Here is a 21,120-nt window from a genome sequence, read left to right as displayed (position 1 = left end):
GTTAACCTTTATAATGCTGGGTCAGGTAAGCGGCAGCGCCGATGAGACCGTGATCCGGTTCGGTGATCACAAAAGTGGGGATGGCCGCCACATATTCATGAAAGCGCCCCTTGGCCTCAAAACGACTGCGGAACTCACTCTTTTGCAGAAAATCCACAAAGCGCGGAGCGATGCCGCCCCCCACATAGACGCCGCCGAAAGTGGCCAGGTTCAGGGCCAGATTACCGCCGAAGCTGCCCATCACCCGACAGAACAGATTCAGGGTCGCCACGCAGAGGTCGCAACGGCTATGCAACGCGCGCTCGGTGATATCGGCCGGATCGGTCAGATCGGCAAACTTGCCCTCATGCTCAGCAATGGCCTGGTAAATTTGCACCAGCCCTCTGCCCGACAAGACTTCCTCGGCTGAAGCATGGCCGTACTTTTCGCGCAGCAAACGCCATACCACCAACTCCAGTTCGTCCACCGGCGCAAAATCCACATGTCCGCCTTCTCCGTCCAGGCATTGCCAGCCGCCGGCAGTGGGCACCAGGTGACCCACGCCCAGTCCGGTGCCGGGACCGAATACGGCAATATTGGTTTGTGCTACCGCGGTCCCGCCACCGATCTGTACCTTCTGCGTATCCGTCAGTACCGGCAGGGACATGGAAATGGCCGTATAATCGTTGATGACATCCAGCCACTGTAAATCCAATTCCTGCTTAAGCTGAGACTTGGAAAAACGCCAGTGGTGATTGGTCATCTTGATCAGATCTTTATCCACCGGACAGGCGATGGCAATGCAGCCAGCAGAGAACGCCACCCCGGGAAAATTGTCCTGATAGGCACGAATGGCGTCACCAATAGTCGCGTAATCATTGCACAGGTATTTCTTCACCTGGGTAATGCCTGACTCTGTGACCTGCGCCAGGCGGATATTGGTACCGCCCACATCCGCCACAAACAGTTGACTCATAAAGCCTGCTCCTGCCTGACGAACAAGGAGCAGGCCCCCTGCTCGGCGCCGGTCAGGTTACAGCGCATACCGGCAAACAGCTCACGACCCATGCCCTGCAGGTGGTGATCGATATCTGCCTGCTTATTCTCACGCCTGGCCAGTTCCGCCTCATCCACATGCAGGATCAGTTCGCCGGTTTCGGCGTTCATCTCGATGATGTCGCCATTCTGCACTTTTGCCAGCAAGCCCCCATCATAAGCTTCTGGGGTCACATGGATGGCCGCCGGTACTTTGCCCGACGCGCCGGACATACGTCCGTCTGTGACCAGGGCTACCTTGTACCCTCTGTCCTGTAACACACCAAGGGGCGGGGTCAGGCTGTGCAGCTCAGGCATGCCGATGGCCTTGGGGCCCTGGAAACGCACTACCACAATACAGTCTTTGTCCAGTTCGCCGGCTTTGAAGGCGCGCCCCAGGTCAAACTGGTCCTCAAATACTACCGCTGGCGCCTTGATACGGGTTTTGCCTTCACGCAGGGCCGAGGTCTTAATGACGCCGCGCCCCAGGTTACCGTTCAGTACCGCCAGTCCGCCATCGGGCTTGAAGGGGGCCTTCACCGAAGAAAACACCTCTTTGTCCAGCGATGCCTTGGGACCGTCCTCCCATACCAGCTCACCATCTTTGAGCATGGGCTCTTTGGTGTACTGCTCCAGTCCCCGGCCACAGATGGTGTTGACATCATTGTGCAGCAAACCCGCATCCAGCAATTCCCTGAACAGCAGCGCCATCCCCCCTGCCGCGGTGAAATGGTTGATATCGGCCGAGCCATTGGGATAAATCCGGGTCAGAAGTGGCACGGCATTGGAGATATCGGAAAAATCATCCCAGTTGATGATATAGCCGGCTGCCCGGGCCACCGCTACCAGGTGCATGGTGTGATTGGTGGAACCGCCGGTGGCCAGCAGCGCTACCAGACCATTGACGATACTCTTTGCATCGACTATGTGGCCGATAGGCATGTAATTGTCACCCAGGTCCGTCAAACGGGTGGCCTGCACTGCCGCAGCCCGGGTCAGGGCGTCGCGCAGGGGCGTACCCGGATTAACGAAGGAGGATCCTGGCAGATGCAGGCCCATCACTTCCACCACTAACTGGTTGCTGTTGGCGGTGCCGTAAAAGGTACAGGTACCGGCCGAATGATAGGACTTGGACTCCGCTTCCAGCAGTTCCTCGCGGCTGGCTTTGCCTTCGGCATAGGCCTGGCGGACCCTGGCTTTTTCCTTATTGGGAATACCGGATGGCATGGGGCCGGCCGGCACAAAGACGGTGGGAAGGTGGCCGAAGCTCAGCGCCCCCAGCAGCAACCCCGGCACTATCTTGTCACAAATTCCCAGCATTACCGCTGCATCAAACATGTTGTGAGAAAGGGCTACTGCCGTGGACTGGGCAATGACATCCCGGCTCATAAGGCTCAAATCCATGCCGGGGTTGCCCTGAGTCACACCATCACACATGGCCGGCACGCCACCGGCAAACTGGGCCACACTGCCCACCTGATGTACCGCTTCCTTGATCAGGGCCGGATACATCTCGTAGGGCTGATGGGCTGACAGCATGTCGTTATAGGAAGAGACAATGGCCAGGTTAGCCTTGGTCATGCTGCGCAGGCTTGCCTTGTCGTCCTGGTTACAGGCGGCAAACCCGTGAGCCAGGTTACCGCAGGACAATACCCCTCGATGGGGGCCCTGACGTCTGGCCTTGTCAATCTTGGCCAGATACTGGGCGCGGGTGGCCTGGCTGCGCTCGATAATGCGCTCTGTCACTTCCTGGATGGTGGAATGCATGGTGTTTCTATCTCCTATGGCGCCCACACTAGCTCGACTTCAGCGCGTTTCAGCACCGCACGGATGGGCATCTCAAATTCATCTTCACCGGCCAGTGCCTTGTCCAGCACGGCACGTTTGGCATCGCCGGTCAGATGCAAAAAAATATGTTTACTGTTGAGCAGGGCGGCCAGGCTGAGTGACATGCGCCAGTTGGGCGCAGTAGCAGGCTGCACGGCCAGATAAGGGCGGGGATAGTCCATATCCAGCCCCTGACCTATCTGTTTTGAACAGGGAAACAGGGAAGCCGTATGACCGTCTTCTCCCATACCCAGAATCAGCACATCAAATGGCTGGGGAATCTCCCGGAGGTTGGCCACGCAGTCGGCAACGCCCTGCTGTGCCTCTGTAGCGGCGTTTTTCAGGCCAACAAACTGTGCCCTGGCGGCCTTGCCTTTGAGCAGGTGTTCCCGAACCATCTTCTCGTTGCTGGCATCATCCGTTGCAGGTACCCAACGTTCGTCGGCAAGACTCACTACCACTTTGGACCAGTCAAGCTCGGCTTCGGACAAACAGGCAAACAATCCCTGGGGAGTACGCCCACCTGAGACAATCAGGCTGGCTTGTCCATGGTTATCGATCCCCTCCTGCAACAGCCCGGCAATGCGCTTGGAAAACTGCTGATTCAGTACCTTGGCGTCGGTGTAAGTGGTCTGTTTCATGGTTACTTTTTCCCCAGCTTGGACTCGTACCAGGCACGATTATCCCGCGCCATCAGGGCGATGGAGGCAACCGGACCCCAGGTGCCCGCCTGATAAGGCTCAGGAGGCTCATTGCTGCTCTCCCAGGCTTTGATAATGCTGTCCACCCAGGTCCAGGCCTGTTCAATCTCATCGCGACGCACAAACAGAGCCTGGTTGCCGATCATCACCTCAAGCAGCAGCTTTTCATAGGCGTCGGCAATGCGCTCGTCGGCAAAGGTCTCGGAAAAACTCAGATTAAGCTTGGATTTCTGCAGGTTCATGGAGCTGGAGCCGGTCAGACCCGGCACCTTGTTCATGACGGTAATTTCCACCCCTTCGTCAGGCTGCAGGCGGATTGTCAGCTTGTTCGGCGGCAGTTTGGCAAAACTGTCCTTAAACAGGTTGTGCGGCTGCGGCTTGAAATAAATCACTATCTCGCTGACCTTGGTGGGCATACGTTTGCCGGTACGCAGATAAAACGGCACGCCGGCCCAGCGCCAGTTGTCCAGCTCAACTTTAAGGGCAACGAAAGTTTCAGTTTCGCTTTTCTGGTTGGCATCGGGCTCGTCCAGATAGCCGGGTACTTCCTTGCCTTTGACAAAACCGCCTGTGTACTGGCCACGAACGGTCTTTTCTCCCACATTACTGCTGTTGATCGGACGCAGGGACTTGAGCACCTTGAGCTTTTCGTCGCGGATACTGTCCGCATCCAGGGTGGTGGGCGGCTCCATGGCAATCAGGGTCAGGATTTGCAACAGGTGATTCTGCACCATGTCACGCATCTGCCCCGCCTCGTCGAAATACCCCCACCGTCCCTCAATACCTACCGACTCGGACACACTGATCTGCACATGATCGATACAGTTGTGATCCCAGTTGGTGGCGAAGATGGAGTTGGCAAAACGCAGGGCAATCAGGTTCAGGACCGTTTCCTTGCCCAGATAATGGTCGATACGATAAATCTGGTTCTCGCGGAAATATTCCGCCACCTGATTATTGATTACCTTGGACGATGCCAGATCGTGGCCGATGGGCTTTTCCAGCACCACACGCATGGTCGGGTCGATGATCCCCGCATCGTTCAGGCCTTTGCAGATGGCCCCGTAAATGGAAGGCGGTGTGGCCAGGTAGCATACCATGGTGCGCTTTGCATCCACATGCTCCTTGAAGCCTTCGTAGGCCAGGCTGTCCTGCATATCCAGGCAGACATAGTCAAGCTTGGCTGAGAAACGCGCCCAGGTGTCCTCACACAGGGACTGACCGGAGAATTTCTCGATATTCTCCTTCACCAGGGCGACATATTCCCCGTTGCTCATCTCATTGCGGGCCACACCGATAATCTTGGTGTCCCGGTGAACCAGACTGGCTTTTTCCAGTTGATATAAAGAAGGCAGGAGTTTGCGACGGGCAAGGTCACCTTTTGTGCCAAAGATGACGAAATCGCAAGGTTCTACTGTATTTTCCAACACCATGAGTTTCAACCCGAATAAAAATAAGTCAAAAAAAGTTCCAAAACGCGGTAAATTTACTAAATAACGTTCGGCTGGCTTGGGTCTCGATGCCGATAGTAAACATTATATGTAGTAAAATTACAACTTAACGTGAAAGTTTTTACCAGACCTGCCCGCTTTTCTGGCCGCCTTTTGGCGAAAAAGCTAGCAAATCTGTCAAAAACTTACAAAAATAGTCCCATACCAATTATAAGTAGAATCCGCAGTGCCTATGAACATTCTTGAAAAAATCAGTCAGAGCCAGTCCGCATTCAGCAAGTCGGAGCGCAAAGTGGCAGAGGTGATCCTGGCCAATCCGCAAACGGCAATCCATTCCAGCATTGCCACCCTGGCCAAGATGTCCAATGTCAGCGAGCCGACGGTCAACCGTTTCTGCAGACGCCTGGACACCAAAGGATTCCCGGATTTCAAGCTGCATCTGGCGCAGAGCCTGGCTAACGGCACGCCCTATGTAAACCGGCATGTGGAAGAGTCCGACGGGCCGGAGGAGTATACCAAGAAGATATTCGAATCCACCATGGCTTCTCTGGAAGTCGCCCGCCAGTCCCTGGATATCAACGTCATAAACCGGGTGGTGGATTTACTGACCCAGGCGCAGAAGATTTCTTTCTTCGGCCTTGGCGCATCAGCCTCCGTGGCCCACGATGCCCTGAACAAGTTTTTCCGCTTCAATGTGCCAGTTATTTATTTCGACGATATCCTGATGCAGCGTATGAGCTGCATGAACAGCTCGGAGGAGGATGTGGTGGTGCTGATTTCCCATACGGGTCGCACCAAGAGCTTGGTGGAAATCGCCCAGATCGCCCGCGGCAATGACGCCACGGTGATTGGCATTACGTCTAAAGACAGTCCCCTGGCCAGGGAGTGCAGCCTGGTGGTGTCGCTGGACGTCCCTGAAGATACGGATATGTATATGCCGATGGCGTCTCGCATAGCACAGTTAACCCTGATCGATGTCCTGGCCACGGGTTTTACCCTGCGCCGGGGCACGAAATTCAGGGAGAACCTCAAGCGGGTGAAGGATACGCTGCGTGAATCCCGCTATGACAAGAAACCCGCGACCTGAGGCGTGAGGCGTGAGGCGTGAGGCGTGAGGCAGTCTGCTTTCATTCCACTGGATATCAGGCATTTTTTTGGCCAGTCGCCTCATTCCTGCCCTTTCCTCTGCCCACCTCACTGATAAGCTACGTTAAAAGATTTCACAAACTCTTCATTTACCGCTAGAATTTTGTAATAAAATTACAGATTGATTGTCACTGTAAGCAAATTCAACCTGGGATGTCTGCACATCCTGTCACCTGTGAGCGAATCCAAGATGCTGAGAAGAACCAAAATCGTTGCCACGCTGGGCCCCGCTACCGATACACCGGAAAAAATAGAAGCCATCATTGCTGCCGGGGCCAATGTGGTGAGGATGAACTTCTCCCATGGCAGTGCTGAAGATCATATCAACCGTGCCGAGCGGGTGCGGGCAGCAGCGGCAAAACTGGGCAAGTATGTCGCCATTCTGGGCGATTTACAGGGTCCGAAAATCCGTGTGGCCAAGTTCACCGAAGGCGCCGTGGAACTGACGGTGGGTGATAGCTTTATACTGGATGCGGAACTGGGCCGCGACGAAGGGAATCAGCAGCGAGTCGGCATCGATTACAAAGCCCTGCCCCAGGATGTCCAGGCAGGCGACATTCTGTTGCTGGACGACGGCCGAATCCAACTACAGGTCAGTGAGGTCAGAGGTAACCAGGTTCACACCAAAGTCACAGTGGGCGGCAAGCTGTCCAATAACAAAGGCATCAACCGCCTCGGAGGCGGATTGTCGGCAGAGGCCCTGACCGAGAAGGACAAAGAGGATATTAAGACGGCGGCCAGGATGAAGGTGGATTACCTGGCGGTCTCGTTCCCCCGTAACGGCGATGATTTGCGTTATGCCCGCCAATTGGCCGTAGAAGCGGGATGCGATGCAAAAATCTGCGCCAAGGTGGAGCGGGCCGAGGCCGTTGCCACGGACGAGGCCATCGACGATGTGATTCTGGCCAGTGATGCGGTGATGGTGGCCCGGGGTGATCTGGGCGTGGAAATTGGCGACGCAGAACTGGTGGGTGTGCAGAAGAAGCTCATCTCCCGCTCCAGGCAACTGAACAAGGTGGTCATTACCGCCACGCAGATGATGGAGTCGATGATTTCCAGCCCCATGCCCACCCGTGCCGAGGTAATGGATGTGGCCAACGCCGTCCTGGACGGCACAGACGCCGTGATGCTGTCCGCTGAAACCGCCGCCGGCCAGTTCCCCATTGAAACGGTCAAGACCATGGCGCGGGTCTGTGAGGGGGCCGAAACCCATCCCAGCGTGAAGATCTCCAAACACCGTATCGATGAAACCTTCAGTTCCATCAGTGAAACCACGGCGCTGTCCGCCGTCTATGCCGCCAATCATTTGTCCAGCATCAAGGCGATTGTTGCCCTGACCGAAAGCGGAGGCACCCCCAGGCTGATGTCCAGGATCACCAGCAGCCTGCCCATCTACGGGCTGTCCAGACATGAGCGCTCACTGAACTGCATGGCTTTGTACCGGGGTGTCAAGCCGGTATACTTCGACTCCACCGGCAGCCCCCCCGGGCAGCTCAAGGCGGATGTCATTGCCTGCCTCAGAGCCAGGGAACTGGTGCAGTCGGGCGACCAGTTCATTATGACCTATGGCGATGAAATGGAGACCGAAGGGGCAACCAACGGCTGCAAGATAGTGGTGGTGCCCTGACCACTGAGGAGTGAGGAGCAGGTGGCCAACCACACTGCTCCGCCCTTGGCTACCTTCTCTGTTCCTCTGCGGGCGCCGCAATATTCACACTTTCCCCATGGCTGGGTTTGGCCTTGCCGACTGCGGCCAGCATCGACCCCAGCATCACCATGCCGGCACCAATGTAGGCCCAGTGGTCCAGATCGCTGGCGGCGAAATGGTCAGGCCATATCCGTACCGCCAGCTCCATGCTGGTAAAGGTAAACAGCGGCGCCAGGGCAATCACGGCACTGACTTTGGATGCATGCCAGATATGCAGGGCTTCGGTAAAAGCCCCGTATGCCACAACAGTATTGGCGCAACAAAACAGTAGGGCAAACAGCTGCAGGCTGCTCATACCCCAGATCAACCCCAGGTCAGAGAATGGCAACAGCACCAGTGTACCTGCAACATAGAGTATAAGTGTCAGTTGCCTTGCGGTCAGGGCTCTGAGCAACACCTTCTGGGACAAGGCATAACCTGCCCAAGTCACCGCCGCCACGATAATCAGCAGCACCCCCTGGGTATAACGGCCAAGGGAACTGAACAACACCGGCAGCCTGTCATTGAAGAACAGCAACAGACCTGCCAGCAGTATGACGGCGCCCAGGGTCTCCAGCTTGTTAAAGCGTTCCCGGTAAATCAGGATGCCTCCAACCATTAATAAAAATGGCGCCAGTTGGATCAACACCTGGGCGGTCTCGGGATTAAGATAGTCCAGCCCCAACAGGTAGAGTACATAGTTGGCAATCAGTCCGACGGCTGCCGATGCGATAAGCAGGTTATTGCTGCGGCTGATGCTGCGCATGGGCGGCAGAGCTTTGCTTCGATAAAGCATGAAGCCCACCACCAGAGCCGCCAGCGTGAAGCGGTACCAGGTAATGCTGATGGCATCCATGGCCTCCAGGCTGAGCTTGAGAAATACCGGCAACATTCCCCACAGCAGCGCCGTAAGCAGGGAAAGGCCAAAACCATACCAATGTCTGACTGGAACGTTTTGCACTTAAGCCTCATGAAACTGGAGTTGAGGGGCATAGGGTAGCCCTGACATCAGGCTGCCAGGGCCTAACTGTTGCCGGCAGGGTGACTATTTCTTTGCTATCTGGTGTTTACGCACTGCCCGTCGCATTCGTGAGATCCGCACATGGTCCAGGCGCTTGTCATCCTCCATAACCAGGGATTCCTTTTCCGGTGGCAGGGAAGCCAGTTTGCGTAAGGCATTGACCTGCTTAAGCTGCAGTTCGACCCAGGCTCCCTGTGGCAGGCGCTTTTCCAGTTCGATGTCCCCATAGCGTACCCGGATCAGCCGGCTGACTTTGACGTCCTGGGACTCCCACATACGACGAACTTCCCGGTTACGTCCTTCACTGAGTGTTACGTTGAACCAATGGTTCATACTTTCTTCATCGCCGGGATGGCGGCGGATACTGGTAAATTTCGCTTCGCCGTCCTCAAGTTTTACGCCGTTTTTCAGGCGTGTGAGAATATCCTGGGTCACGTTGCCAAACACCCGCACCGCATATTCCCGTTCGACTTCATGGCTGGGGTGCATCAAGCGGTTTGCCAACTCGCCATCATTGGTAAACAGCAACAGGCCGCTGGTGTTGATATCCAGACGACCCACGGCTATCCAGCGGCCATGCTTCATGCGGGGCAGTCGATCAAATACGGTATCACGGCCTTCCGGATCCTTACGACTGCAGAGCTCCCCTTCAGGTTTGTTATACATCAGGACACGGCAAATAGGCTTTTCGGTTTGGGGATCCAGCAACTTGCCGTCGACGCGAATCTTATCTTCCGCCTCCACCCGTTGTCCCAGTGTGGCCAGTTGGCCGTTGACGGACACCCTGCCCTGCTCAATCCACTTTTCCATCTCCCGACGGGAACCGATACCGGCGTTGGCCAGTACCTTCTGTAACTTTTCGCTCACCTTTGCGCCTTTTGTCTGATGCTATATGTCGCCCTGCAGTGGGCAGCCATGGCTTTGTGAAGGTCGCTATTCTACCCGTGAAGCTTTCGCAGACCAAACAATACCAAACAATATATCCGCTTAGATTTATCCCTCAGTAGAAGACAACTTCCGCAGCCAGGACCTGAGCCATATTGCCTTCCCCCTCAAGGAAAAGCTTCAGGTCATAGCGTTTACCACTGAGGTTGATGCCATGGTTCTCCACGTAAAGATGATCTCCCAATGACTTTTTCAATGCCGAGAGACGTTGCCCCTGGTGAATGTTGTCGGTCAGTTTCCATCGGCTGTGCTCCAGATCAGATGCCAAGCCGAACAGGCTTTCCTGCATATAGAGGCGACTGGCTGCAGTGCCGCTGGCTTCAAACAGCAAATGGTTGTCAAACACGTCCAGTTGTCGGCCGGCCTGCAGGTAAACACGACCAATTGGTGTACCCAGCCTGACCAGCAAATCGGCAGCCCCGAAAGAGTCAGTACGGCTTATTTCTTCCATCCCCTGATGGAGCTTCTGGTAACGGTCAGGATCGGAAGACAGCAGGATGGACAATGGCTGGCTTTGCAGTGATTCGATACTGAACCCCACCAGATATAGCTGCCGCTGTCGCCCGGACATATCAGCCTGATGGGACTGATCAAACCTAAGGCTCAGACGGCTGTTTTTTCCCTCAAGTAACAATTCGTTGGCAGCATTGAGGGGCACATCCGTACTTAACAGTTTGCGCACATTCTCCAGCGAACTATTCACCGTCAGGTTACTGTCTTTAAGGTGCCAGGCGAATTCGTCAAACACGGGCAAAGGCGGGACGCGATTCAGCAGATCGTAGCTTAGCAGCCGGTCGGTAAAATCGATGCGAATCAGTCTGCCATCACTGAAATGCAGCCAGTGGCGCCGTCCATACAAAAGCGATTCGACACCTTTAAATAAACGAAATTCAGCACTGGGGTAACCTAATTTGTCAATGACCTGCATACGGTTCAGACCCAGGCTCAAATCGTATGGAGCATCTTCCACTGAAAGTGCCAGATCCTCCGGCTCCGGTCTTTGGAAGAAGGCTGTTTCGGGGATGGGTTGTCCGTCCAGCAGAGATATCCCGGCATGCTTCTGTATCGCAAGGACAGTAGTTCTGCCTTTGAATTTCTTTTCATAAAGGGAACGTAATTGACCCAGACTGTCATATTTGCTGTCTTTGCGTTGCGCCAATACTTCTTCCTGGCAGCTTAAAATGGGCAGAACCTGGTATTGATAAAGGGATCGTGACTCCCTCTCGCCACTGCGGTTAAGCAGTGAACGTCGCTGAATATGCAGATCCTCAATGATCAGCGCATTTGCGCCTTTCTCCTGGGCCGCAATCTGCATCCGGTTGAGCAGGCTGGCAAGGGATTGCTGGTAAGCCACTTCACTGTCCCGGATCAGTTCCCCTTGCACCTGCACTACTTCCAGCGCCTGATAATCACAACCCGGGTAATAATCCAGAATCGGCGGTAGGGCCACGGCGGACTGGCTGGCAACAAGGCTGGCAAGCGCTATAAGACATCTGTTCATTATTGTTTCCCTGAATTATTGGTTTTCCCTGAGAAGACCAGAGGTTTCCGGCCCCTGATTGTTAACAATATGTAACAGCTTAGTGCAAGTCCTGCAATGGATGCTGTGAAGGGAGGGCAATATCCTGCTGTTCTTCCAACTGGCTCAGGGCCTCCACCGAAGGCAGGTCTTCCAGTCCTTCCAGGGAAAAGTAATCGAGAAACCCTTTGGTGGTGGCATACAGGGCGGGCCTTCCCGGCACTTCCTTATGACCCACCACTTTGATCCAACCCCGTTCGGTAAGCGTTTTGATGATATTACTGCTCACCGAGACCCCCCGCACATCTTCTATCTCTCCCCGGGTAATAGGTTGGCGATAGGCAATCAGCGCCAGGGTTTCCATCAGCGCGCGGGAATAGCGCGGTGCCTGCTCCTGCCAGAGTTTGCTCAGCCAGGGAGCCAGGCTGTCCATGGACTGAAAACGATAGCCACTGGCTACCTTAACCAACTGTACGCCACGTGGCCGGTAATCCAGTTGCAACTCATCGATTACCGCCTTAAGACGTTTCTGGCTAACCTTCAGGTCCAGAAGCACTGTCTCTTGCAGCTTCTCCGGACTCAGGGGTTCATCGGCAACAAAAATCGCGGCTTCCACCAGTTGTTTGAGTTGCTCATCGGAAATCTTTGCCATGCTCAGCTCTCTTCAACGGCGCTTTTAGCTTTTACATGAATGTCGGCAAAAGGTTGGGCCTGGACCAGATCAATCAGGGATTCTTTCACCAACTCCAATACCGCCAGGAAAGTAACCACGACTCCGGCTCTGCCTTCCTGCACGTCAAACAGACTGCCAAAGGCAACGAATTCATCCATCCGCAGCCGCTCCAGGATACGACTCATACGTTCCCGGGTAGACAGGGCTTCACGCTTGATATGATGATGCTCAAAGGCTGAAGCCCGTTTTAACACTTCCTGGAAGCTCAGCACCAATTCCTGCAAGGTCACGGTGGGCAGAATGCGTATAGGTTGGCAGTTGTCACTGGGCATGGCGCTGGAGAGAAAATAATCTCTTTCCTGTCTGGGCAGTACATCCAGTTCCTGTGCAGCCTCCTTTATGGCCTCGTATTCGCGTAGGCGCCGAATCAGCTCGGCGCGGGGGTCCTCTTCATCCTCTGTGGCATCTTCACGCCTTGGCAACAGTACACGGGATTTAATTTCCGCCAGAATAGCCGCCATCAGCAGATATTCCCCGGCCAGTTCCAGCCTCAGGTCGGTCATCAACTCCACATACTCCATGTACTGACGGGTAATCTGCAGAATGGGCAATGTAGCGATATCAAATTTCTGTTTGCGTATAAGGTATAAAAGCAAGTCCAGTGGCCCTTCGAATGATTCGAGAATCACCTCCAGTGCATCGGGGGGAATATACAGGTCCTCAGGCTTTTCAAGCAATGCCTGACCATGCACAAAAGCCAGTGGCAGCGGGTGCTGCACCGGCGCTTTATCCTTGACTGGAACAATTACCGGCTCAGACAAAGGCGGACACATCCCCTTCACCCTCTCGCAGGATAATGCATTCTCCTTCGGACAAATCCAGAACGGTAGTGGGATGCTCTCCCAGGCTGCCGCCATCGATAATCAGATCCACCTGTTTTTCCAACCTGCCACGGATTTCCTCCGGATCCGATTCTGTCATCTGGTTGCCCGGAAGAATCAAAGAAGTGGACATCAAGGGTTCACCCAGTTGCTCCAGCAATGCCAGGGCAATGGCATTGTCAGGCACACGGATGCCGATGGTCTTTCGCTTGGGATTCTGCAGCCGTTTTGGTACTTCCTTGGTGGCCTTCAATATAAAGGTGTAGGGGCCGGGGGTATTGTTCTTGATCTGTCTAAAAGCCTGGTTGTCCACCCTGGCGTAGACGGATAATTCCGACATATCCCGGCACATCAGCGTAAAGTTGTGGTCCTTGCCGATGTCGCGAATACGGCAGATACGCTCCAGTGCCGCCTTGTCATCGATATGACAGCCTATGGCATAGCCCGAATCAGTCGGGTAAACCACCACGGCCCCCTGATGGATCATCTCACAGGCCTGCTTGATCAGGCGTAGCTGTGGATTGACTGGATGGACCTCGAAAAACTGGCTCATACTGACTTCCCGGTTTGTGGCTGCGCTAAATTCCATGTCTTCCATATTGGCACAAGGTCCTCAGGCAGCGAAAGATTTTTACCCAGCTCGGTCCAGCGACCGGGAAAATGGAAGTCGGAACCCACCGACGCCGCCAGGCCGTATTCCCTGGCGTAGCTGGCCAGTTGCCGTTTGCTGTCGGGCGCCAGTTGCGGGTGGGTAACTTCCATCCCCTCTCCGCCTGCTGCGGCAAACTCCACCAGCAGTCGACGCAGCCATTTGGCCGACAGATCATAGCGGGCCGGATGGGCCAGCACCGGGTTGCCGCCCGCTGCCTTTATCCAACTGATCGCCTCGGGTATTTCCGGCCAACTGGGCTTAACGAAGGCGCGCTTGTCCTTGCCAAGGTATTTGCGAAAAGCATCTTCATGGTCCTTAACCTGTCCTGACTTGACCAGCGCCCGGGCAAAATGGGTACGGGTCAGTTGCCCCTGCCCGGCCAGCCTCCGGGCCTGCTCGTAGATTCCCGGCACTCCGGCTTTTTCCAGTTTGGCGGCCATTTCCCTGGCTCGGACTTCACGTCGCTGTGCCTGTTCAGCAAGCCGTGCAGTAAAAATGGCCTCCTGATGGTCCAGATTCAGGCCGAGAATATGGATATCGAAGCCATGCCAGCGGGTGGAAATCTCTACCCCGGCAATAATCTGCAGGGGACGCCTGAGGCCGGCCTGGTAATGTCTGGCTTCATCCAAGGCGGCCACGGTATCGTGATCGGTAATGGCCAAGACGTCCAATTGCATGTTGTGCGCCCTGTCGATGAGCTCCCTGGGGGTCAGGGCACCGTCGGAATAACAGGTGTGGCTATGCAGGTCTATTTTCATGAATTCGTTTTTGCCTATTGACAGAGCATCTATTTTGTTTTCTTCTATAAGCCTTGAATCTTATAACAAATCGACTCGAACGCCGAGCGTAAATACAGAATCAGCAAAGACTTATGAACATCATGACAAACACAACAGCTTCTTGGTGGTGGCATTTCCCGAACTAGCGGGCTGTGCGTATTTGTGTTTGGACAAATCGATCAGAAGGCCCGCAATTGCGGGCCTTTTTTATTGGTCAGATAAAAACAATCGAGCAGGATGAAGTAACGATGAGTTTAGCGCAACTAAGTGATCAACCGGGCAGAGTGGAAACCCTGATACTGGATAGCCAGTACCAGGCCGATCCGTTGAATCTGTACCAGTTGCTTTGTCATGGCAAGGCTCACAGCCTGTTGCTGGAGTCGGCAGAGATAGACAGCAAGGACAACCTGAAAAGCCTGCTGCTGGTGGACGCCGCCCTCAAAATCGAATGTCGCCGCAACCAGGTTCATTGCATTGCGCTGACCGATAACGGTAAGGGATTGCTGCCCCTGCTGTCTGCACAATGTCCGGCCGACCGGGTACAGAGTATCGATGGCGATAAGCTGGTACTCGACTTCCAGACTCCGGATCCGACCCTCGACGAAGACAGTCGCCTTAAAGCCCGGTCTGTTTTCGATGCGCTGCGCACCCTGCTCAATAAGGTCAAACCACTGCGCCAGCACCCACATGCCTTGTTCCTCGGTGGTGCCTTCGCCTATGATCTGCTCGGTAGCTTCGAGATGTTGCCGGAGGTACCGGAGGGCCATAACAGCTGTCCCGACTTTGTCTTTTACCTGGCCGAAGTATTGATTCTGATCGATCACCAGACCCGCAGTACCCAAATCATCGGTAGCGTATTTTCCGGCCCTCAGGTGGCCCAGAGCTATTTTGCTGTCAGTCAGCGCCTGGAAAGCCTGAATCAGCAGTTGCATCATTCCCATCGTTTCTCTCAGTCTGAGGTGGAGGTCATCAGCCTCTCCCAGTTGCAGGTGGACAAGTCTGATCAGGCCTACCAACAGGATGTCATGGAACTGAAGGAACATATCCTGGCCGGTGACATCTTCCAGGTGGTGCCATCCAGAACTTTCAGCCTGCCCTGCCCCGATCCTCACCTGGCGTATGCCAGACTCAAGTCGCAGAATCCCAGCCCCTATATGTTTTTCCTGCAGGATGAAGACTTTTGCATGTTTGGTGCCTCCCCCGAATCCGCCCTCAAATACAGCCGCTCCACCAATCAGGTCGAGGTTTATCCCATTGCCGGTACAAGACCCCGCGGCATGCGCGCCGATGGCAGCATTGACCGGGATCTGGACAGCCGGATCGAGCTGAATCTGCGTGAGGATCAGAAGGAAAAAGCCGAACATCTGATGCTGGTGGATCTGGCCCGTAACGACATTGCCAGGGTGTCGGTGGCGGGCAGCCGCTATGTAAAGGATCTACTTAAAGTGGATCGCTATTCTCAGGTCATGCATCTGGTCTCGCGGGTGGTGGGGCAGCTCAGGCCGGATCTCGATGCCCTGCATGCCTATCAGGCCTGTATGAATATGGGTACCCTGGTCGGTGCACCCAAGGTGTCAGCCGCCCGTCTTATCCGGGAAGTGGAAAAGCAGCGCCGCGGCAGTTACGGTGGCGCCGTGGGCTATCTTAATGGGCAGGGGGATATGGACAGCTGTATCGTTATCCGTTCAGCCTTTGTCAAAGACGGCATGGCCCGGGTGCAGGCTGGCGCAGGTGTGGTGCACGACTCCGATCCTGCCAGTGAAGCCAATGAAACCCGCAGCAAAGCCCAGGCAGTGATCCGGGCTATTGTAGATGCCCACAGTAAGGGAGATCCTCAATGAGCCATTCCACGCAGGTTTTTTTGCTCGATAACTTCGATTCCTTTACCTATAACCTGGTGGACGAGATGCGCTGCCTGGGATTTGAACTGACCGTCTATCGCAACAACCAGCAAGCAGGATTTCTGCTCGAAAAAATGCAGGCTTGCGCCAATCCTCCGGTACTGATGCTCTCCCCAGGCCCAGGCGCGCCCTCCGAGGCAGGTTGCATGCCGGCACTGCTTAAGCTGGTGCAGGGCAAATTTCCGGTACTGGGCATTTGCCTCGGCCATCAGGCCATTGTCGAACATTATGGCGGCAAAGTCGGCCGGGCAGGTGATGTAATGCACGGCAAGGCATCGGCCATTGAGCATTGCCAGGACCGGATGTTTGCCGGATTGCCCCACCCCCTGCCCGTGGCCCGTTATCACTCGCTGATGGCCTCCCATGTGCCGGCAGGCCTGGAAATCCTGGCCAGATATCAGCATATTCCCATGGCGGTATATCACGCCAGAGACAAAATGCTCGGCATGCAATTCCATCCCGAATCGATACTGACTTCACAGGGCAGCCGGTTGCTGGCCCAGTCCATTGCCTTTCTGGGAGAACAATAATGCAGGCAACATTGGAAAAACTCTATACCAACCAGCCCCTCAGCCAGGAAGAAGCGAGAGAACTGTTCAGCCGGGTAATCCAGGGGCAGATGGATCCCGTCGTACTCTCAGCCGTACTCACCGCCATGAAAGTACGAGGTGAAACTCCGGCTGAGATTGCCGGAGCGGCCAGGGCATTGGTGGACAACGCCAGCGCGTTCCCCCGCCCGGACTATGAGTTTGCCGATATCGTCGGCACCGGCGGTGATGGCCTTAACACCCTGAATATATCCTCGGCAAGCGCCATCGTAGCAGCAGCCTGCGGGGTCAAAGTGGCCAAGCATGGCAATCGTAGCGTGTCGAGCCGGTCCGGCTCGGCGGATCTATTCCGGGAATTTGGACTTAACCTTGAGATGAGCGCCAACATTGCCCGGGAATGCCTGGACAAGAGCGGCCTGTGTTTTTTGTTTGCCCCCAACTATCACAGCGGCATACGTCATGCCATGCCGGTACGCAGTGCACTGAAAACCCGCACCCTGTTTAACCTGCTCGGGCCACTGGCCAATCCGGCCAGACCCACCCATATCATCATTGGCGTCTATCAGAGCCAGTGGGTAAGGCCCTTTGCCGAGACATTGAAGTTGCTCGGTTATCAGCAGGCACTGGTGGTGCATGGGAGCGGCCTGGATGAGTTTGCCCTGCATGGCCCCAGCCAGGTGGCAAGCTTACAGCAAGGGCTGATTGAAGAGTTCACCCTGACCCCGGAAGATTTCAATTTGCCACAGCAACCCATAGAGGCCATCGCCGGTGGCGATCCTGAACATAACAAGTCGTTGATCGAGAAGCTGCTTCACGGCAAAGGTGAAGCGGCCCACCGCCAGGCGGTCGCCATCAATGCCGGTGCCCTGCTTAAGCTGACCGGGCGGGTGGATAGCTGGCGCCAGGGCGCCGAGATGGCCCAGGAGATCCTGCATACCCAGGATGCCATGCAGGTCATCCAACAAACGGCCCAAATAAGCCAGACCCGGGAGCAATGATTGATGGCTAATGTGTTGGAGAAAATTGTCGCGGATAAGCGCGAAGAACTCAAAACCCGCAAGCAGAGTTTGCCGCTGGAGAGCTTCATTGACACACTCACCCCGTCGCGAAAAAGCCTGTTTGATGCATTGTCCCAGCAGCGAGCCGGCTTTATCTTCGAGTGCAAGAAAGCCTCTCCCAGCAAAGGACTGATTCGTGAACATTTTGATTTGGATGAAATACTGGATGCCTATACCCCCCATGCGGCCGCCATCTCAGTGTTGACCGATGAGAAATATTTCCAGGGCAGCTATGACTATTTGCGCCACGTGACAAGCAGGGTCAGCCAACCGGTTCTGAACAAGGATTTCTTTATCGATCCTTATCAGGTTCATCTGGCCCGTCTGTACGAGGCCGACGCGATTTTGCTGATGCTGTCAGTATTGAATGACAACGAGTACCATCAACTGGCTGAACTGGCCAATCATTATCACCTGGATATCCTCACCGAGGTCTCCAATGAACCCGAAGCCCGGCGAGCCTGCCAACTTGGGGCCCGGATCATCGGCATCAACAACCGCAATCTGCGGGATCTGAGCACAGACCTGTCGGCCACTGAACGTCTGGCGCCCCTGCTGCCAGAAGACGCACTGATAATCTCCGAGTCCGGTATTTATACCCATCAGGATGTACTGAGACTGGCCCCCCTGGCAGACGGCTTCCTGGTCGGCAGTTCATTAATGGCGCAGCAGGATCTGGCACTGGCGGTCAGTCAACTGGTGCTGGGGCAGGTCAAGATTTGTGGCCTGACCCGACCACAGGACGTGCAGGCTGCCAGGCAGGCGGGGGCCAGCTATGCGGGGCTGATATTCGCGCCAAAGTCACCCCGATACATCGGCCTGGCCCAGGCTAGAGAGCTGGTGAGAAGTGTTCCGTTTAACTATGTGGGCGTGTTTGTGGATGCCCCTGTAGATGAAGTGGCCAAGACCGCTGCGATCCTGAAACTTTCTGCCGTGCAACTGCATGGTCAGGAGGACGACCTTTACCTTGCCACGCTCAAACCCCGTTTGCCTGATGGCTGTGAGCTTTGGCAGGCACGGGGAGTAATTAACAGTCTGCCGGTGCTGGATAATCCCCTGGTGGACCGTTATCTGTTGGATTGCCAGGTGGGCGGGCATTTCGGCGGCACGGGCCAGGCTTTTGACTGGCAGTTGCTCCAGACGCTTGAGGACAAATCCCGACTGGTGCTGGCCGGCGGCTTGTCACCCGATAATATCCATCAGGCGGCGGCCACCGGCGCGGCAGTGCTGGACGTGAATTCGGGGGTAGAAAGTGCGCCCGGGATCAAGGACAGCGACAAGATCACCTTATTATTTTCCCAATTAAGAGACTACTGATGAGCAAACATTTACCGACCAAGTTTGGCGAGTATGGCGGCATGTATGTGCCCGAACTGCTTATTCCCGCCCTTGACCAGTTGGAGCAGGCCTTTATGGATGCCCAGCAGGATGAAAGCTTTCAGCAGGAGTTTATCGGCCTGCTCAAAGATTATGCAGGCCGGCCCACTCCCCTGACCAAAACCCGTAATCTGGTCAGCAACCCCAAAGTGACCCTGTACCTGAAGCGCGAGGATCTGTTGCACGGCGGTGCCCACAAGACCAATCAGGTGCTGGGTCAGGCTCTGCTGACCAAACGCATGGGCAAGACCGAAGTGATTGCCGAAACCGGTGCCGGCCAGCATGGGGTGGCCACCGCCCTGGCCTGTGCTCTGCTTGGCCTCAAGGCCCGTATCTACATGGGTGCCAAGGACGTCGAGCGTCAGGCGCCCAATGTATTTCGCATGCGCCTGATGGGCGCTGAGGTGATTCCGGTCAATGCCGGCTCCGGCACCCTTAAAGATGCAGTTAATGAAGCCCTCCGCGACTGGTCAGCCAGTTACGACAAAGCGCACTATCTGCTGGGTACAGCCGCCGGTCCGCACCCCTTCCCCACCATAGTGCGCGAATTCCACCGCATGATCGGTGAGGAAACCAAACAACAGATTCTGGAAAAAGAAGGTCGTCTGCCCGATGCGGTGGTGGCCTGTGTGGGCGGGGGATCCAATGCCATCGGTATGTTTGCCGATTTTATCGACGAGCCCTCCGTACAACTGATTGGTGTGGAGCCGGCGGGCAAGGGGCTGCATACCCATGAGCATGGCGCAGCCATTGCCAAGGGCACCAAGGGCATATTGCACGGGGCCTATAGCTATATCATGCAAACTCAGGACGGCCAGATTGAAGAGTCCTATTCGGTGTCGGCGGGACTGGATTATCCGGCCGTTGGGCCTCAGCACGCCTACCTCCATGACATAGGCCGGGCCACCTATGAGTCGGTGACCGATGAAGAGGCCCTGAATGCCTTTCAGCTACTGGCCCGCAAGGAAGGAATTATTCCGGCTCTGGAGTCTTCCCATGCCCTGGCGCATGCCCTGAATATGGCAGACGGTGCAGAGGAGCAAATGCTGATCGTGGTCAATTTATCAGGACGGGGCGACAAAGATCTGACCCATGTACACCAGATTCTGAATGGAGAAACCCAGCGTGGATAGATATCAAGCAATGTTTGAACGCCTCAGGGAGTCGGGACAAGGCGCATTTGTGCCCTTTGTGATGATCGGCGATCCCAGTCTGGAAGACAGCCTGGAGATTATCGAGGCGCTTATCACCGGCGGCGCCGATGCACTGGAATTGGGTATTCCCTTTTCCGACCCCATTGCAGATGGCCCGACCATACAAAAAGCCGCGATTCGTGCCCTTGACAATCAGGTTCGCCCCCGAGATTGCTTTGCCCTCCTCACCCGGGTCCGGGATCGTCACCCCGATATTCCCATCGGTCTGCTGCTGTACAGCAATCTGGTCTTGTCGCCGGGGATAGACAAATTCTACCGCCAGGCCGCCAAAGCCGGCGTCGACTCCATTCTGGTTGCCGATGTGCCGATCCGCGAGTCTGCTCCTTTCAGGCAGGCCGCCAGGGATCACGGCATGCACCAGATCCTGATTGCCCCGCCTAATGCCAGTGAACAGACCATGGCCAGTATCGGAGAGTTTTCCAGTGGCTATACCTATCTGCTGGGCCGGGCCGGAGTCACGGGTACCGAAACCGCTGCCAGCATGCCTGCAGGCGAACTGATTGACCGGCTAAAAGCCGTCGGCGCGGCGCCCCCCATCCTGGGTTTTGGTATTTCCAAACCCGAGCAGGTCAAATCCGCCATCCAGGCCGGTGCGGCAGGCGCCATTGCCGGTTCTGCCACGGTCAAGATCATTGAACAGCACCTGCACGACAAACCGATGATGCTGACCCGTCTGGCAGAATTTGTCGCCGGCATGAAGTCGGCTACTGTTTACAGTTGAAGCCA

At 55.5% G+C, this 21,120-nt stretch carries 19 protein-coding genes; 8 read left to right on the top strand and 11 right to left on the bottom strand.

What is annotated here, in order from left to right; genetic code table 11:
• Position 1 precedes the first annotated feature (1 nt).
• From J0A66_RS16840 to zwf, 4 genes are read right to left on the bottom strand one after another with little or no spacing between them, the layout of a single operon-like run.
• The gene (locus tag J0A66_RS16840; RefSeq protein WP_206575014.1) at positions 2-955 is read right to left on the bottom strand and encodes a glucokinase; all 954 of its coding nucleotides are present in this window, start codon (positions 953-955) and stop codon (positions 2-4) included.
• Positions 952-2,781: a phosphogluconate dehydratase gene (edd, locus tag J0A66_RS16835; RefSeq protein ID WP_206575013.1), complete on the bottom strand. Its 1,830-nt coding sequence runs from the start codon at positions 2,779-2,781 to the stop codon at positions 952-954. Before edd ends, J0A66_RS16840 begins: the two co-directional genes overlap by 4 nt.
• Positions 2,782-2,795: 14 nt before the next feature.
• Positions 2,796-3,482: a 6-phosphogluconolactonase gene (pgl, locus tag J0A66_RS16830; protein ID WP_206575012.1), complete on the bottom strand. Its 687-nt coding sequence runs from the start codon at positions 3,480-3,482 to the stop codon at positions 2,796-2,798.
• A 2-nt stretch (positions 3,483-3,484) separates the two neighbouring features.
• Complete coding sequence (zwf, locus tag J0A66_RS16825) at positions 3,485-4,975, bottom strand: glucose-6-phosphate dehydrogenase (RefSeq protein ID WP_206575011.1); 1,491 nt, start codon at positions 4,973-4,975, stop codon at positions 3,485-3,487.
• A gap of 250 nt (positions 4,976-5,225) precedes the next feature.
• Here zwf and J0A66_RS16820 point away from each other — a divergent pair, with 250 nt between their 5' ends.
• Together J0A66_RS16820 and pyk are read left to right on the top strand one after the other, a co-directional pair.
• On the top strand, positions 5,226-6,080 hold the full coding sequence (locus J0A66_RS16820; RefSeq protein ID WP_206575010.1) for a MurR/RpiR family transcriptional regulator: 855 nt from the start codon (positions 5,226-5,228) through the stop codon (positions 6,078-6,080).
• A gap of 249 nt (positions 6,081-6,329) precedes the next feature.
• On the top strand, positions 6,330-7,766 hold the full coding sequence (pyk, locus tag J0A66_RS16815; protein WP_206575009.1) for a pyruvate kinase: 1,437 nt from the start codon (positions 6,330-6,332) through the stop codon (positions 7,764-7,766).
• 49 nt (positions 7,767-7,815) lie between these two features.
• Here the strand turns inward: pyk and J0A66_RS16810 are convergent, their stop codons facing one another.
• The 7 genes from J0A66_RS16810 to J0A66_RS16780 all read right to left on the bottom strand — a co-directional run bounded on the left by J0A66_RS16810 (position 7,816) and on the right by J0A66_RS16780 (position 14,275).
• Entirely contained in the window at positions 7,816-8,787 is a 972-nt protein-coding gene (locus tag J0A66_RS16810) for a DMT family transporter (protein ID WP_338143908.1), read from the bottom strand.
• An 84-nt stretch (positions 8,788-8,871) separates the two neighbouring features.
• Positions 8,872-9,714 carry a 23S rRNA pseudouridine(2605) synthase RluB gene (rluB, locus tag J0A66_RS16805; RefSeq protein ID WP_206575008.1) on the bottom strand — a complete coding sequence of 281 codons (843 nt, stop codon included), beginning with the start codon at positions 9,712-9,714 and terminating at the stop codon, positions 8,872-8,874.
• A gap of 133 nt (positions 9,715-9,847) precedes the next feature.
• A complete protein-coding gene (locus J0A66_RS16800; protein ID WP_206575007.1) occupies positions 9,848-11,293 on the bottom strand; it encodes a hypothetical protein in 1,446 nt (481 codons plus the stop codon).
• A 79-nt stretch (positions 11,294-11,372) separates the two neighbouring features.
• On the bottom strand, positions 11,373-11,963 hold the full coding sequence (gene scpB, locus J0A66_RS16795) for an SMC-Scp complex subunit ScpB (protein ID WP_206575006.1): 591 nt from the start codon (positions 11,961-11,963) through the stop codon (positions 11,373-11,375).
• Between the two features lie 2 nt (positions 11,964-11,965).
• Complete coding sequence (locus J0A66_RS16790) at positions 11,966-12,817, bottom strand: segregation and condensation protein A (protein WP_206575005.1); 852 nt, start codon at positions 12,815-12,817, stop codon at positions 11,966-11,968.
• A complete protein-coding gene (locus J0A66_RS16785) occupies positions 12,798-13,418 on the bottom strand; it encodes an L-threonylcarbamoyladenylate synthase (RefSeq protein WP_206575004.1) in 621 nt (206 codons plus the stop codon). The genes J0A66_RS16790 and J0A66_RS16785 overlap by 20 nt, the downstream gene beginning before the upstream one ends.
• Positions 13,415-14,275, bottom strand: a complete 861-nt coding sequence (locus J0A66_RS16780; RefSeq protein ID WP_206575003.1) for a PHP domain-containing protein — start codon at positions 14,273-14,275, stop codon at positions 13,415-13,417. Before J0A66_RS16780 ends, J0A66_RS16785 begins: the two co-directional genes overlap by 4 nt.
• A 269-nt stretch (positions 14,276-14,544) precedes the next feature.
• Between J0A66_RS16780 and J0A66_RS16775 the strand changes: the two genes are divergently transcribed.
• The 6 genes from J0A66_RS16775 to trpA are packed head-to-tail and all read left to right on the top strand — an operon-like array spanning position 14,545 to position 21,115.
• Positions 14,545-16,137: an anthranilate synthase component 1 gene (locus tag J0A66_RS16775; RefSeq protein ID WP_206575002.1), complete on the top strand. Its 1,593-nt coding sequence runs from the start codon at positions 14,545-14,547 to the stop codon at positions 16,135-16,137.
• Positions 16,134-16,727: an aminodeoxychorismate/anthranilate synthase component II gene (locus tag J0A66_RS16770; RefSeq protein ID WP_206575001.1), complete on the top strand. Its 594-nt coding sequence runs from the start codon at positions 16,134-16,136 to the stop codon at positions 16,725-16,727. Before J0A66_RS16775 ends, J0A66_RS16770 begins: the two co-directional genes overlap by 4 nt.
• The gene (gene trpD, locus J0A66_RS16765; protein ID WP_206575000.1) at positions 16,727-17,743 is read left to right on the top strand and encodes an anthranilate phosphoribosyltransferase; all 1,017 of its coding nucleotides are present in this window, start codon (positions 16,727-16,729) and stop codon (positions 17,741-17,743) included. The genes J0A66_RS16770 and trpD overlap by 1 nt, the downstream gene beginning before the upstream one ends.
• A 3-nt stretch (positions 17,744-17,746) precedes the next feature.
• On the top strand, positions 17,747-19,120 hold the full coding sequence (trpCF, locus tag J0A66_RS16760; RefSeq protein WP_206574999.1) for a bifunctional indole-3-glycerol-phosphate synthase TrpC/phosphoribosylanthranilate isomerase TrpF: 1,374 nt from the start codon (positions 17,747-17,749) through the stop codon (positions 19,118-19,120).
• Entirely contained in the window at positions 19,120-20,313 is a 1,194-nt protein-coding gene (gene trpB / locus J0A66_RS16755) for a tryptophan synthase subunit beta (protein ID WP_206574998.1), read from the top strand. The genes trpCF and trpB overlap by 1 nt, the downstream gene beginning before the upstream one ends.
• Positions 20,306-21,115 carry a tryptophan synthase subunit alpha gene (trpA, locus tag J0A66_RS16750; RefSeq protein WP_338143907.1) on the top strand — a complete coding sequence of 270 codons (810 nt, stop codon included), beginning with the start codon at positions 20,306-20,308 and terminating at the stop codon, positions 21,113-21,115. The genes trpB and trpA overlap by 8 nt, the downstream gene beginning before the upstream one ends.
• The last annotated feature ends 5 nt before the right edge of the window (positions 21,116-21,120 follow it).

This window comes from Bowmanella dokdonensis (genome assembly GCF_017254865.1).
Classification (GTDB): domain Bacteria; phylum Pseudomonadota; class Gammaproteobacteria; order Enterobacterales; family Alteromonadaceae; genus Bowmanella; species Bowmanella dokdonensis.
This window is presented reverse-complemented; position numbering and strand designations above follow the sequence as displayed.